This window comes from Haloferax gibbonsii ATCC 33959 (assembly GCF_000336775.1).
GTDB lineage: Archaea > Halobacteriota > Halobacteria > Halobacteriales > Haloferacaceae > Haloferax > Haloferax gibbonsii.
In genome coordinates, this window is record NZ_AOLJ01000018.1 from 229,246 (window position 1) to 242,594 (window position 13,349).

Annotated in this window: 17 protein-coding genes; 8 read left to right on the forward strand and 9 right to left on the reverse strand. The window is 66.4% G+C overall.

Going from position 1 to position 13,349, the window contains the following annotated elements; all coding sequences use genetic code 11:
• Nucleotides 1–71 precede the first annotated feature (71 nt).
• Nucleotides 72–1,412, forward strand: coding sequence for a hypothetical protein (locus tag C454_RS12165; RefSeq protein ID WP_004976063.1), 1,341 nt, complete (start codon nucleotides 72–74; stop codon nucleotides 1,410–1,412).
• Between the two features lie 32 nt (nucleotides 1,413–1,444).
• Here the strand turns inward: C454_RS12165 and C454_RS12170 are convergent, their stop codons facing one another.
• Nucleotides 1,445–1,744: a hypothetical protein gene (locus C454_RS12170; protein WP_004976065.1), complete on the reverse strand. Its 300-nt coding sequence runs from the start codon at nucleotides 1,742–1,744 to the stop codon at nucleotides 1,445–1,447.
• Between the two features lie 145 nt (nucleotides 1,745–1,889).
• On the opposite strand from C454_RS12170, the gene C454_RS12175 reads away from it, so the two are divergent.
• Nucleotides 1,890–2,195: a cupin domain-containing protein gene (locus tag C454_RS12175; protein WP_004976066.1), complete on the forward strand. Its 306-nt coding sequence runs from the start codon at nucleotides 1,890–1,892 to the stop codon at nucleotides 2,193–2,195.
• Between the two features lie 33 nt (nucleotides 2,196–2,228).
• Here C454_RS12175 and C454_RS12180 read toward each other — a convergent pair whose 3' ends face one another.
• Together C454_RS12180 and C454_RS12185 are read right to left on the reverse strand one after the other, a co-directional pair.
• Entirely contained in the window at nucleotides 2,229–2,849 is a 621-nt protein-coding gene (locus tag C454_RS12180; RefSeq protein ID WP_004976067.1) for a hypothetical protein, read from the reverse strand.
• 239 nt (nucleotides 2,850–3,088) lie between these two features.
• Nucleotides 3,089–3,409 carry a DUF5789 family protein gene (locus tag C454_RS12185; protein ID WP_004976068.1) on the reverse strand — a complete coding sequence of 107 codons (321 nt, stop codon included), beginning with the start codon at nucleotides 3,407–3,409 and terminating at the stop codon, nucleotides 3,089–3,091.
• Nucleotides 3,410–3,656: 247 nt separating this feature from the next.
• Here C454_RS12185 and C454_RS12190 point away from each other — a divergent pair, with 247 nt between their 5' ends.
• Nucleotides 3,657–3,923, forward strand: a complete 267-nt coding sequence (locus C454_RS12190) for a hypothetical protein (RefSeq protein ID WP_049905144.1) — start codon at nucleotides 3,657–3,659, stop codon at nucleotides 3,921–3,923.
• A gap of 137 nt (nucleotides 3,924–4,060) precedes the next feature.
• The gene (locus tag C454_RS20385; RefSeq protein ID WP_147299499.1) at nucleotides 4,061–4,414 is read left to right on the forward strand and encodes a hypothetical protein; all 354 of its coding nucleotides are present in this window, start codon (nucleotides 4,061–4,063) and stop codon (nucleotides 4,412–4,414) included.
• A 103-nt stretch (nucleotides 4,415–4,517) separates the two neighbouring features.
• Here C454_RS20385 and nirK read toward each other — a convergent pair whose 3' ends face one another.
• From nirK to C454_RS12200, 3 genes are all read right to left on the reverse strand, one after another.
• Nucleotides 4,518–5,597: a copper-containing nitrite reductase gene (gene nirK, locus C454_RS12195; protein WP_004976083.1), complete on the reverse strand. Its 1,080-nt coding sequence runs from the start codon at nucleotides 5,595–5,597 to the stop codon at nucleotides 4,518–4,520.
• Between the two features lie 169 nt (nucleotides 5,598–5,766).
• The gene (locus tag C454_RS20555; protein ID WP_008096193.1) at nucleotides 5,767–5,919 is read right to left on the reverse strand and encodes an HVO_2142 family zinc finger protein; all 153 of its coding nucleotides are present in this window, start codon (nucleotides 5,917–5,919) and stop codon (nucleotides 5,767–5,769) included.
• A gap of 140 nt (nucleotides 5,920–6,059) precedes the next feature.
• Nucleotides 6,060–6,419 (reverse strand): DUF2249 domain-containing protein, encoded by a 360-nt coding sequence (locus C454_RS12200; protein WP_004976086.1) that lies wholly within the window; start codon nucleotides 6,417–6,419, stop codon nucleotides 6,060–6,062.
• Between the two features lie 32 nt (nucleotides 6,420–6,451).
• On the opposite strand from C454_RS12200, the gene C454_RS12205 reads away from it, so the two are divergent.
• From C454_RS12205 to C454_RS12215, 3 genes are all read left to right on the forward strand, one after another.
• A complete protein-coding gene (locus tag C454_RS12205) occupies nucleotides 6,452–7,624 on the forward strand; it encodes a TIGR04053 family radical SAM/SPASM domain-containing protein (RefSeq protein WP_004976088.1) in 1,173 nt (390 codons plus the stop codon).
• An 84-nt stretch (nucleotides 7,625–7,708) separates the two neighbouring features.
• Entirely contained in the window at nucleotides 7,709–8,275 is a 567-nt protein-coding gene (locus tag C454_RS12210; protein ID WP_004976090.1) for a halocyanin domain-containing protein, read from the forward strand.
• Nucleotides 8,276–8,370: 95 nt separating this feature from the next.
• Entirely contained in the window at nucleotides 8,371–8,868 is a 498-nt protein-coding gene (locus tag C454_RS12215) for a hypothetical protein (RefSeq protein ID WP_004976093.1), read from the forward strand.
• A 179-nt stretch (nucleotides 8,869–9,047) separates the two neighbouring features.
• Here the strand turns inward: C454_RS12215 and C454_RS12220 are convergent, their stop codons facing one another.
• Nucleotides 9,048–9,656, reverse strand: coding sequence for a methyltransferase domain-containing protein (locus C454_RS12220; protein WP_049905145.1), 609 nt, complete (start codon nucleotides 9,654–9,656; stop codon nucleotides 9,048–9,050).
• Between the two features lie 155 nt (nucleotides 9,657–9,811).
• Complete coding sequence (locus tag C454_RS12225) at nucleotides 9,812–12,094, reverse strand: nitric-oxide reductase large subunit (RefSeq protein ID WP_004976097.1); 2,283 nt, start codon at nucleotides 12,092–12,094, stop codon at nucleotides 9,812–9,814.
• A 119-nt stretch (nucleotides 12,095–12,213) separates the two neighbouring features.
• Here C454_RS12225 and C454_RS12230 point away from each other — a divergent pair, with 119 nt between their 5' ends.
• Nucleotides 12,214–12,534, forward strand: a complete 321-nt coding sequence (locus C454_RS12230) for a CGCGG family putative rSAM-modified RiPP protein (protein ID WP_004976099.1) — start codon at nucleotides 12,214–12,216, stop codon at nucleotides 12,532–12,534.
• 84 nt (nucleotides 12,535–12,618) lie between these two features.
• Here C454_RS12230 and C454_RS12235 read toward each other — a convergent pair whose 3' ends face one another.
• The gene (locus C454_RS12235; RefSeq protein ID WP_004976102.1) at nucleotides 12,619–13,245 is read right to left on the reverse strand and encodes a hypothetical protein; all 627 of its coding nucleotides are present in this window, start codon (nucleotides 13,243–13,245) and stop codon (nucleotides 12,619–12,621) included.
• Between the last annotated feature and the right edge of the window lie 104 nt (nucleotides 13,246–13,349).

Below are 13,349 nucleotides of genomic sequence, written 5' to 3' on the forward strand. Positions count from 1 at the left end.
TCCCGCGTTTCTCCACCTCGACGAATATGTTCGGAGTCACCGGTAGGACTCCTCGCCGCGCTAGGTCGCGTATGAGCGCCATTCCCGCCGACATCGACACGGCTCGACAGCCACCGATGACGATTCCGCTCCGGCACTTCGTCGTCGCGCTCGGCCTCCTCGCGGCCGCGGTGGGCCTCCGGGTCGGCCTCGCCGTCGGCGTCGCTCCCGGTGCCGCCCGCCTCGCGCACGTCCACCTCCTCGTCGCGGGGTGGGTGTGCGTCACCATCATGGGCGCGATGACGCAGTTCGTCCCGGTCTGGTCCGGCGTCGACCTCTACTCTCGACGACTCGCGACCACCCAACTGTGGGCCGTCGGCGTCGGTCTCGTCGGCCTCGCGGGGTGCTTTCTCCTCGGCGCGTTCGCGTGGCTCCCGGTCTTCGGTGCCGCCGCCCTCCTCGGCTTCTGGACGTTCGCCTACAACATGGCGCGCACGCTCTCTCGACTCGACGGCTTCGACGTGACCGAGCGCCACTTCGGCCTCGCAATCGGCTTTCTCGTGGCCGTCACCGGGCTCGGGTTCCTGCTCGCGGTCGACTTCACGCGGCCGCTTTTCGCCGGCGTCGGCGCGACCCACGGGACCGTCCGCGCGGCCCACGTCACGCTCGCCGTCTTCGGCGTCGTCGTGACGACCGTCGTCGGCGCGCTCTACCAACTCGCGACGATGTTCACCCAGACGAAACTCCGCGGCGTCGACGTGTGGCTCCGCCGCGTCGAGGAGGTCGGCTACCCGCTGGGCGTCGTCGCGCTCGCCGGCGGGCGACTCGTCTCCGAGCCGACGCTCGCGCGGGTCGGCGGCGCGCTCGTCGCCCTCTCGCTTCTCGGCGTCGCGGCGATTCTCGCCCGCCGCCTCGTCGAGTCGTCGGTCGACTGGACGCCCATGCTCACCCGGTACGCCGTCGCGGCCGTCGCGCTCGCCGCCTGGGCCGTCCTGACGGTCCCCGCGTGGGTCGCGGCCCCGCTGGCCGGCGACCGCCTGTTCGGCACGCCGGGGGTCGACTCGCTGTTCCTCCTCGGGTTCGTCGGCTTCGTCGTGCTCGGGACGCTCTACCACGTCGTCCCCTTCATCGTCTGGGTCCACCGCTACAGCGACCGCCTCGGCCTCGAACCCGTACCGATGCTCGACGACCTCTACAGCGACCGCCTCGCCCGCCTCGACTTCGCCCTCGTCCTCTCGGGGGTCGCCGTCGTCGTCACGAACGACCTCGCCGGACTCTCTCCGGCCGCCGAGACGGCGGGCTGGACGCTCGTGTTCGTCGGCGTCGCGGCGTTCGCCGCGAACCTTTTGCGGGTCATCTGGCTCCACAGCCCGCAGTCGCTGGTCGGCGGCGCAGTCGCGTCGGCCGCCGATGCGGACGACGGCGCGGACTGAGTCGATTCGTCAGCGACGCGTCTCGGACTCCTTCATTCCATGAGCAGTTCGGGCGCGAGGAAGAGCATCGCGAGCAGACACGTCAGGACGAGAACCGCCGCGAGACGCAGGACCCCGGCTTCTCGCCGTCGATCGTTCGGAAGCGACTCGGCGACGCCGGACAGCGCGGTCCCCGCTATCATGAACAGGAGCCACCCGCCAGACAGGGACTGGTCCACGACGGCGTACTGCCAGTACAGACCCGACATGACGAGCGCGCCGCAGAGCTGGACGACCGGGAAGACGCCGCCAGAGGGCTCGCTGAACACGGTTTCGTCGACGATGGAGGGCATCGAACAGGCCATCGCCCGCGGAGAACAAAATAGCACCTGCTGTCGCTCACCTCGCCGGCCGTGCGCTCGTTCGCTCCCGGTCGTGTCTCCCCCGAACGCGTTCGGCCGCAGGCTTACCGACCGCGCGGCCGACAGTCCAGCCGTGATGCCAGAACACGCCGCGCTCGCCGACCTCCCGCCGCAGATGCACGCGCCCGTCTTCGAGACCGACCGTCCGAAAACCGTCAGGCTCCGCCTCGAAGCCGGCGACGAGGTGCCGGCGCACTCTCACCCCGGCTTCGACATCGTCTTCCACGTCGTCGACGGCCGGATGGAACTCGCGCTCGACGGCGAGACCCACGAGGTCGCGGCGGGGGAGCTGCTGCGGTTCGGCGGCGACCGCGACATCTCGCCGCGCGCGCCAGTCGATAGTACCGCAGTGCTCGTGTTCGCGCCGGCCGGTGACGACTGAGCTGCGGGGTCACGACGGACGAAAAACGGACGCCTACTGCTTTTCGCCCGACAGCCGGTTCAGCGCCGCCTCGAACTCCTCGGACAGCGAAACCGCTCCCGGTTCGGCCTCGTCGTCGCGCTCGCCCGCTGGCGCTCCAGCGACGCGGGTCGAGTCGTTCGTCTCCGCCTGCGCCTGGGCGTCGCCCGCGTCCATCGCGTCGAGCTCCGCGTTGATGGCGTCGGCCTGCTGGTGCATCGGCGCGACGCGGACCCGGACGCGGTCGTAGTCGTGGCGGTCGGCGAGGCCGTTCCACGCCCGAAACGCGCCGACGGTGAGCGTCTTCGACTGCGGGCAAAACGGCGTCGTCGGCGTGAACTCCGCGCGGAGAATCGACGGGTCGTCGCGGTCCTCCGCGTAGCGAAAGCCCGCCTCGGGGTGTCGCCGGTCGAGGTTCAGCCGCGCGAGGTTGTAGCCGAACGTCACGTCGTAGACGCCGCGGTCTTCGAACAGGTCGCGCGCGACCCGGTGGACGGCGACGTGGTCGTCGCCGTCGAGGACGCGGTGACCGTCGAGAAAGGCGTCCGGGCCGGGCAGGTGTTCCGGGACGAACTGGTCGATATCGTCGAAGCGGTCGGCTCGCGACCCGCCGAACAGGGATGGGATGTCTGGCATGGTCCGAAATGGGGTCGCCACGGGCGTAGGCCCACCCCCGAACACGTTCAACGCACCGTTCGGTGCCGGCGCCCGTCGCGGTCGTGGCACGAGTCGATGGTGCTCGGTGCTGTCAAAATTCGTCGTCGCGGGACGGGAGCTACGTATGGACGGGCCAAAGAGTGGCACAGACGGACCGGACACGGCTCGGAGCGTAGGTTACCGAAATATCGCCACGACAGAGACGGCTTCGGACGCACTCATCTCCGATTTATCAATCGCTGAATCCGGTCGCGAACCTCGTCCGCGGAGTCGTATAGCTCGTTGTCAACCGGAGCGAGCACCTCGTCGACGGGTTTCAACCCTCCTTGCGTTTCGACCTCGTAGTCGCCGTAGTTCTCGACGAGTTGCTCCGTCGTGGTCGGGTAGTCCTGAATCTCAAGCGCATCGTCGAGGTCCCCAAGCTGCTCCCCGGGGGCGGGTTCGTCGGCGCGGTCACGCGCCTCTTGGAGCGCTCGTTCGCGCTGGCGCTGTTCTTCGTTGGCCGCTTGCTTGTTTCGGCCCTGTTTGTCGTCTGGCATCCTTGGCACTTCGAAAGCGAACGGGATAATGCTGTGGCCGATTCTCGGTAGTCACTTCCGACATGCGGGTTCTGTCAGGTCCGGCGGGGGTCAACAGCGTCAGGTAGAAAACCGGTCAGTCCGGGGACGACCGGTTGGTGCCGGCGCTCCGTTGCGGTCGGAACGGTCGAGGTACACGATGAATGCCAACCGGCCTCAGAGTGGCTTTATTTTCGGCCCGCATATACGGTACACCACTTGCGGAACGATGCGTGCTCACCAATCGCTCGAAATCCTCGCCGTGGCTATCCTCTACATCTGCGTGTTTGTGATAGTCGTCGGATCTGCGCTTGATTCGATAGCCGGCTTGGAAACGCTCTCGATGGATGCTACGAGGGGTGTTGAACGCACATGGGACTTAGTCTCGAAGCCACAGGGCTGGATTCTCTGTCTCGGCTACGTCCCAGTTCATTTCGCGTACCTGTTCGTCCGCGCACGACTCGCCGGTGAATCGGTTGATTCCTACTGGGACTGACAACCGCCACGATGTGTAATACGCCTCGCTGAACACAGAGTGCGAGTCGGCCACTAGCGACTCGCTGGCGAAATATATTACACGTCCAATCAGTACTCGTTCACGTATGCGTTGCAACCAGCATCGGCCCTCTATCGATGACTGACATCAACGACGAGTTCGGTGGTGTGTGGGGTGGCGTGAGTACGCTGCTAGTCGCAGTACTCGCCATCGGCGTCTTCGTATTCTTGACGAACCCGATCAATACTGGTGGAGTTATCGCCGGAATCGTTTTGGCCCTTATTGGTCTTGTACAGGTTCTTGCCCCTCGCATCTCGCCGTGGTTCAAACGCCTTAGCCGTCACTGGATTGGCCTGTGTTGGATACTCATCGGTGGCGGGATAGCGACTCTCGGGCTTGTTGCCTCGTCAACAACCGGAACGCTCGTTGGTGGAGTTGTACTCGGGGCACTGTTCATACTCTTTGGAAGTGCTGTTGTATTCGGTCGTTGACATCGCCCTCTAAGCGTTGCACGCGTGTTCTCTCAACACCGAGAGGTTTCGACAGAGACGGGCGAAAAACAGCGATCAATGGTTGCCAGTCGGTGCGACGGCGCTACTGCGGGTCAGGGTCGGAGTCGAATATCTCGGGGTCCTCCGGCCCCTCGGCGCGGATGACCGCCATACAACCCTTGCGGGCGACGCGGGACAGCGAGTGGTCGACGAGTTTGAAGTCGCCGGGGACGGGCGAGCTCATCGTCGCGATAGTCGTGCTCCCCGGCGGGACGAGCCGCGTCTGGATGTGGCTCTGGGGCTCCGTCGTCAAAGAGCCGTCCGGGTAGAGCGTCTCCCAGACGCTCCCGATGGGGTGGAAGCTACTGGAGAGGTTCGGCCCCCCGTCGACGAAGTACACCCGGACCGTCTCGCCCGTGCCGACGGTCGCGGCCGGTCCCCGGCCGTTGGGCGTCCACGCGTACTTCTCGCCGTTCATGAGGACGTACGTTGGGTCCTCGTCCCGCATCGACGCGTAGTCGAAGTTGTGCTGGCCCTCCTCGCCGGCGGCCTTGTCGGTGTAGAGTTCGTGCTGGCCGATGTAGACCTCGTGGTCGACCTCGGGAAGACCCTCCGGTGGCTCGACGAGGATGAGCCCGAACATCCCGGCGCTGATGTGCATGTCCATGTTCGGCACGGCGCAGTGGTAGATGTACGCGCCGGGGTAGGTCGCCTTGAACCGCAGGTGCGCCGTCTCGCCGGGGTTCGTCATCGTCGCCTCCGCGCCGCCGCCGGGACCGGCGACCGCGTGGAAGTCGACGTTGTGCGGCATCGCGTTCTCCTCGGGGTTCTCGAACGTCAGGTTCACCGTGTCGCCCTGCCGGACGCGGATGAACGGACCGGGGACCTGCCCGTTGTAGGTCATGTAGGTGAACGTCACGCCGTCTTCGACCTCGGCGGTCACCTCCTCCGGCCGGAGCGTCACGTCGACCTCGGCGGGCTCGCTTCGGTCGATTGGTCCGGGGATATCAGTGGGGTCGGCCGCGACTTGGTCGACCAGATTCGTCGAACGCTGTTGTGTCGGTTCCTCCGTCCCGTCGAGCGACTGCGCGGCGGTCGGCGCTTTCGTCGCACAGCCGGCGAGCGATGCGGCGCCGCCGAGTCCGAGCCACTGGAGCGTCCGTCGCCGAGTCGTAGATAGCATCTGTGTCTCCCTCCGGTTGAATCGAGTGCCCGAACACGGGTATAAACGAACAATGGTTGTACGGTTGGGAGACGCGCTCCGAACATCTTCGCGAGTCGTACCACACCGCGAGACGCGAGCGGGCGCGGTCGCTCCCGAGTGCGCGAGTCCCGAGAAGACGAACGAGGGTTCAGTCGTCGCCGACGAACCGGTCGCGGCGGTACCGACACTGCTCGCAGAAGAACTGCGCGAGTCCCGCTGGCTGCGTGCCGGTGAAGGCCATCTCGGAGCCGCAGTCAGGGCACCATTCGGAGTGGGTGGTATTCGTGTGGTCTGAACTCATACCACGTACAAACGCGTGAGGAGTTATTACATTAACGATTATGCCAAATTAGGCTCGATTGATACGTTTCGGGACGCTAAGGGTGTCGACGACGACGTTAGCGAGGGGCACGCTGGAGGTGAGTCGGTGGTGGCGACGACTCAGGGGTCCCAAATCGCGGTGACGACGCCGTCCTCACGCTCGGCCGAGCAGTAGGCGAACCCCCGGTCGTCGAGCTTCGGGTAGAGGAACTTCGGCTCGCGGTCGTTGAGCTGGACGAACACGGTTTCGCCGTCGAGTGCGGCGAGGCGGTTCATCGTCTCCGTGAGCGGTTCCGGCGGCGGCAGCTCCCGCACGTCGAGGAAGCTCACCGCTCGTTCGCTCGGTGCGTCGAGTCCGTCGAGGTACGCTTCGTGCTCCATACCGGTGTCGTGGGGCCGCCGGAGCAGGAAGTTCACCCCGAACGTGTTCGTCCCGTCGCCGCCGGTCTTGCGGCCGAACGCGTTCGGGGTGTGGCTCACCTTTCACGCCCTCGAACCACCCGACCAGAGCCATGTCTCGACCGCCACACCTCGACACCGACACGGGAACGGGGAGCGACGCGGACGCGCCGCCGACGGCGACCGCCCCGCCTGACCCGTCGAGCATCGACACCTCGCGGCGGCCGTTCGTCCTCATCTGGGAGGTCACCCAGGCGTGCGGCCTCGCGTGCGACCACTGCCGGGCGGACGCGACGCCCGCACGGCACCCCGACGAACTGACGACGGCGGAGGGAACGCGCCTGCTCGGCCAGGCCCGCGAGTTCGGCCCCGGGCAGCTCGTCGTCCTCTCCGGCGGCGACCCGCTCGCCCGTTCGGACCTCGTGGACCTCGTCGAGTACGGGACCGACTTGGGCCTCCGGATGACGCTCACCCCGAGCGGGACGTCGTCGCTGACGCCCGAGACGGTCGCCGACCTCGCCGACGCGGGCGTCAAGCGCATGGCGCTCAGCCTCGACGGCGCGACCGCGGCGTCGCACGACGCCTTCCGAGGCGAAGACGGGAGTTTCGAGCAGACCGTCGCGGCCGCCCGCGCGGCCCGCGAGGCCGGCCTCCCGCTCCAGATAAACACGACCGTCTGCGCCGAAACGGTCGACGAACTCCCCGCGCTCTGCGACCTCGTGGCCGACCTCGGGGCGGTTCTCTGGTCCGTGTTCTTCCTCGTCCCCGTCGGGCGCGGGCGCGTCCTCGACCCGATTTCCCCCGAGCGGGCCGAGCGCGTCATGGAGTGGCTGGCCGAGGTGAGCGCAGAAGCGCCCTTCGGCGTCAAGACGACCGAAGCGCCCCACTACCGCCGAGTCGCCATCCAGCGCCGGCGGGACGCGAGCGACGCGCCCCCGACCGACGGCATCGGCCGCCGACTCGGCATCACCGCGGGCGACGGCTTCGCCTTCGTCAGCCACACCGGCGAGCTGTTCCCGTCGGGCTTTCTCCCCGCGTCCGCCGGCTCGGTCCGCGACGGCGGACTCGTCGAGCGGTACCGCGAGAGCGACCTCTTTCGGGCGCTCCGGGACCGCGACGCCCTCCGCGGGAAGTGCGGCGCGTGCGAGTTCCGCCACGTCTGCGGCGGCAGTCGGTCGCGGGCGTACGCCCACACCGGCGACCCGCTGGCAAGCGACCCGCTCTGTGGGTACGTACCCGCCGACTACGACGGACCGATGCCCGGGACTCGGTCGGCGGGCGACTGACGCCTCGGGAGTGGCGGCGCACGGGAAGAACCCCGAACACGTTCGGGATAACCGCTTGCATCCGTCGCCGCCGAGGTGTAGCTGATGACGCGCGACACAACCTTCACGAGACGGCGCTTTACGGCACTGACTGCGACGGCGGCGCTGTCGACGGCGCTCGCCGGCTGTTCCGGCTCCGGCGACGACGCCGCGAACGCGGCCGAAGCGGACGGGGGCGACGCGACGACCGCCGAATCGACCGCGGAGCCGACGACCGACTCCGGCGGCACGACCGGCGGCGACGACGGTTCCGGCGGCGGGAGCGCCCCGCAGTTCGACGGCTGGTTCGACAACGTCGACAACTACGACGGCGTCTCGGACGAGACCGGGAGTTCGACGGTGACGGTGACAGTGGGTTCGCAGGCGAACGGCGGGGCGTTCGGGTTCGGCCCGGCCGCCGTGCGGGTCTCGACGGGAACCACGGTCGTCTGGGAGTGGAACGGAAAAGGCGGGTCGCACAACGTCGCCGCCGCGGACGGCGGGTTCGAATCGGAGTTGGCGGGCAATAGCGGTCACACGTTCGAACACACCTTCGAGGAGGCCGGGACGTACAGATACGCCTGCACGCCGCACGAGACGCTCGGGATGAAGGGCGCGGTCGTCGTTGAGTAGCGTCCGGCCACGTCGTTTTTCGGTCTGTTTCCGCCCGCAGTCGGTCGGTTCTCGACTGCCGCGAACTTCTTCTTCCGGTGCGACGAATCTCTCGCATGGGCCGTCCACCACTCCTCGCCGCCGCGCGCCGCCGCCCCTCGATGACGTTCGCTCTCGCGGGCGGCGCGTTCGCGCTCTGGTACGTTCTCGCCGACCCGGTCGTCGCGTTGTTGACCGGCGGCGACCCGGCCGCCCCCGCCGCGCCGATGGCGGTGCTCATCGCCGGGGGGTTCCTCGGCGGCGGTCTGCTCGCCAGCCTGCTCTGGCGGCGACTCGGCGGGGCGAACTCCCGAGTCCGCGGCGCGCTCGTCGGTGGGCTCGTGGGATTGCTCGCGCTCCCGGTCCCGATGTATCTGCTCGAACTCGCGGTGGTCGTGATGGAGGGCAATCCGTTCGAAGCGCCGGTCGGGATGGGGGCGGTGGCGGCGCTTGTGAGGGGTGTCGTCCTGTTTCTCGTCGTCCCGCTGTTGCTCGGGGCGCTGGGCGTGATTGCGACGCTCGGCGGGACGGTCGTCGTCGGGGCCGTGACCGGGGTGGTGCTCGCGTGGGAGTGAGTCGGGAGTCCACCGGCGGCATAAATCGGAACACGTGACTCCGTCGAACTCCTCGGAACCCGACAGGAGTGGCGTGCTGAATATAGAGGGCGTATTCAGCGACCTGTAACCGAGGGCATCGGCACTGAACGTTATCGCTGTCCGTCGTGCTGCAAAAAGAGACTCAAAAGGCCCCGACTCTATTTCTGTACAAATAATATTTCAGCAGCATGTTGGTGTGGTTCATCTCCGGAATCGTCGTCGAAGACGACATTTTCTGACTGAAGGACCTCCCAATCTTCGTAATAGCTCAGGAGTTCACCCTGCGCATAGAAATATTCGTTCTCCGTCCAGTCAGGTGGTGTCGGCACGTCTGGATGATCGATGAACGCAAAGATTGCGTGTACCCCGCCCACCGCCGTGTTCTGTTTGAAGTGGTCGAACTGCTGCGAGCGATTCGTTGGATGAATGTACTGGACGGCCCCTGCCGAATACACTACATCGACCGGTTCCGGGAGAGAGACGTCATTTGCATCGGCCCGAATCGTCTGGAGAGGGACACCTCTCTGGTTAGCGAGTCGCTCGGCCTTCTGCAACCCTTTCGGGGAGACGTCCATCGCATAGACGTTCCACCCTTGTTGGGCGAAGAAGACAGCATCTCGCCCTTCGCCGGCACCAATATCGATCGCTGTTAGTTCGTTAGCATTCCCAGAGGTGAGTTCTACAACCGTTTCTGCCATTTGATTCGGTTCTGTTCCCCAGTAGTAGTCGTCTCGTCCGTAGACCTGTTCTCTGTCTTCGAAGTTCATGATATGACTGTGTTTTCAGACGCTAGATAAGATATACTCGGTTTCCTAGTCGACTTGATACCTGACCTCTACAGAATATCGCGAGATATGCGCGCTCTATTCAGCACGGCCTCAACAGGCGAGCACAAAAAAGCGGGTCGACAGAACCTCCCCCGTTAGTCGTCGCCCAGGATGCCCTCGGCGACCGCCATGTCCTCGACGCTCGGGTCGTCGGCGGACTGCCGGAGGACGAACCGCTTTCTGACGAGGTCGGCCGCGTAGATGACCGTCCCGAGGATGATGAGGGAGTCGCCGGGGAGCCGCGCCCAGAACAGCGTCTGAATCAGCGGCTGGTCGTAGAAGGCGACGCTCCGGGCGGCGGCGTAGCTCCCGGTAAACGCCGTCTCCAACTGGAGGAAGCCGACCGGGAGGACGGAGACGAACACCATCAACACGAGGCCGACGTTCCAACACCAGAAGGCGGCGTGCAGCCACGAGCCGTCCCAGCGCTCGGCGTCGATGGAGAGCTGGAGCATGTAGGTGACCATGCCGAGCGCGAGGAAGCCGAACGCGCCGAACATCGCGGCGTGGGCGTGACCGACCGTCAGGTACGTCCCGTGCTCGTAGTAGTTGATGAGCGGGAGGTTGATGAAGAAGCCGAGCACGCCCGCGCCGACGAAGTTCCAGACGCCGCTGGCGACGATGAACATGAACGGCAGGCGGTACGGGAACGACTCGCCCGACATCGCGCGGTACTGCCCGAGCGCCTCGTAGAGGATGAACACCAGCGGGATGAGTTCGAGCGTCGAGAAGACGCTCCCGATGGGCACCCACATGTCGGGCATGCCGACCCACCAGTAGTGGTGCGAGACGCCGATGATGCCCGTCCCCATGACGAGCAGCGCTTGGAGCATGACCGCCTTCTCGGCGCTCCGGCGCGACAGGAGGTTCATCGACACCAGCGTCAGGCCGACGATGGCGACGATGAAGAACTCGAAGGCCCCCTCGACCCACATGTGGACGACCCACCAGCGCCAGAACTCCGTGACGGCGATGTTCGTCTCGGGGGTAAAGAGGAAGCCCGCGGTGAACAGGAGGGCGATGGAGCCGCCGGCGTACAGAATCATGTGCGCCAGCCCGTACGGCGGTTCCTTATCGAGAAGCGGCTTCAGGCCGCGGACGGCCAGCCCCGCCCAGATGAGGAAGCCGGCGAGGATGCCGAACTGCCAGAGCTTCCCGACTTCGAGGTATTCGAGCCCCTCGTTGCCGAGAATCCACCACAGCGAGCCGTCGATGTAGCCGTTCGCGCCCAGCCAGATGCCCGACAGGCCGCCGACCACGACGACGACGATCGCGCCGAGGAGGACGTTGATGTACGTCGACTGCTTCGGCGGTTCGTAGCCGGTCAAAAGCGGCGGGAGGAACAGCCCCGCGCCGAGCCACGTCGCGGCGATCCAGAGGATGCCGAGGTCGATGTGCCACGTCTTGGCGATGGCGAACGGGAGCAGTTGCAGGATGGGCACGCCGAATATCGACTCGATGCCGAAGAACCCGGCGCGCTCGATGTAGAAGTGCGCGAGTAGGCCGCCCAACAGCACCTGCGCCAAGAACAATCCCGCGGCCACCGGGATGAACCGAAGCGCCGCCCGCTGGCTCGGGAAGACGCTCACGTCGCCCGGCTCGGGCACCGTGATGTCTTCGGCCGACGGCTCGGGGAGTTCGACCGACTTGTACAGCCAGATGCCGAGGCCCGCGCCCGCGACGAGAAGCACCATGGCGATGACGCTCCACGTCATCGAGGCGGCGGTGGCGTCGTTGCCCGCGCCGGGCTGGTACGGCCAGTCGTTCGTGTACGAGTGAGTGCCGTCAGGGCGGTCGGTGTGGGAGAACCAGGCCGTCCACATGGCGAAGTCCGCGAACGCCCGCGCCTCCTCCTCGGAGTCGATCATGTTCGCGGGGACGCCGCGCTCGTGGTCGCCTTCGTGGTAGCGCTCGACGTACTCCTGACGAACCTGCTCGTGGGCGTAGACTTCGGCCGCGGTGTACTGAATCGCGCCGCCCTCGTAGCTGTCGTCGAGGTCTGATTTCACCACGTCGGCGACGGCGGCCTGGTCGGCGGAGTCGAGTTCGTCGTAGGATTCACCGTACCGCTCTTGGGCGTAGTAGTTCCGCATGAACTGGACTTTCAAATCCAGCGCGTCGGCGGTGTAGTCCGCGCCGTAGTACGCGCCGTTGCCCAGTATCGACCCGTGGTTCATCAGGCCGTCTTTCTGGAACACCGTCTTGCCCTCTCGAATCACGTCGCCGCTGACGACGACGTCGCCGTCGGGTCCGACCACCTCGTCGGGGATGGGCGGAGCCTCCTGGTAGGCGAACCAGGCGCCCGCGCCCATCACGACGAGGTTGAAGACGAACACGACGACGATTGCCTTCGCGATGGTCTTGCGTTGAAGCTCCATACACGTCGTGGTTCACACGCCTGCTATAGGCTACACGCGGCGCTTCCCGGCCTCGCACAGCCCGGACGAACATGTTCGGATAGCCGCTCTTTGAGTCGGAAGCCCTCTCTCGAAGTGTGATGACGACCGACTCGCGACCCGCGGACCACGACCGCGAAACGCCCGACTCTGCGACCGACCGCGTCCACGACACGTCGTGGTCGGCGAACCTCGAACACCCGCGGCACGCCGCCGACCGCGACCTCGTGGTCTCGGAGGCGGTCGCCGCGGTCGAACACACGACCGCCGGCCACCACGTCAACCTCGTCACCCACGGCGACCACGGCCACCCGGAGACGTACCTCTACGACGCGCTGGCGGAGCGGTTCGACGGCGTGGCGTACGAGTACGTCGAGCAGTGCGGCTGCGGCGGGCACGTGACGCGGGTGTACGTGGAGTAGGCTCGACTCGGTCTCGAACAGTAGCCGCATCTCGGTCTCGAACGTCCAGACCGGTGCCTGCACTCGCGGCGAGCCGGTGTCTAGCTACCCCGACGAACTCGGGGTTCCAGCGGTTTCACCGTCGGCGTCCGGTTCGGCGAAGAAGTCGAATTCCAACTCCCCGTCGAGGACGTGCGTGTGCTCGAAAACCCCCGTCTCGACGAGTTCCACGGTACTGTCGACGGCGAGCCTGCGGGCCGATTCCGGCCATTCGGTGACCGCGAGGTTGAGAAACGCGGTCTCGTCGGCGAGCTCGCCGAACCGGTGAACTTCGACGACCGCGGCCGCCCCGTCTCGGAACAGCGACACGGACGGGTGAGGTCTGCGGCCACCCTCGAACGGCCCCCGTAGCGAGAGTCGTGGCGGGGACCCGTCACCGTCGGGTGCCGTAAAGCGCTGTGTGAGCGACCGCAGTTCGGTGTCGCGAGAGTGCGAAATCGAGACGGCGAGCGGTCTCGGGAGGGGCCCGGACGTGGGGTCGACGCCCACGGTGGCGAGGTCTCCGTCGTCTCCATCCCCGTCGAACTGGAGGTATTTTCCCCTGTCTCGGGGGTTGTCGTCGGGCTCGACCACCGGGTCCGTGTGTTCGGTCGGCGACCGGATGGAACCACATCCGGCGGTCAGGGTGGAGGCGGCGGTCAGGGCGGACGCGAGGAACGCGCGGCGGCGCATAGTTGTCAACACGTTGGCGGCAGTAACAATGTTCTGGACCGACGACAGCGCCGGGAGCCGTCGACACCGCCGCGATGGGTTGTCGCCGTCGTCTCGTGACGACC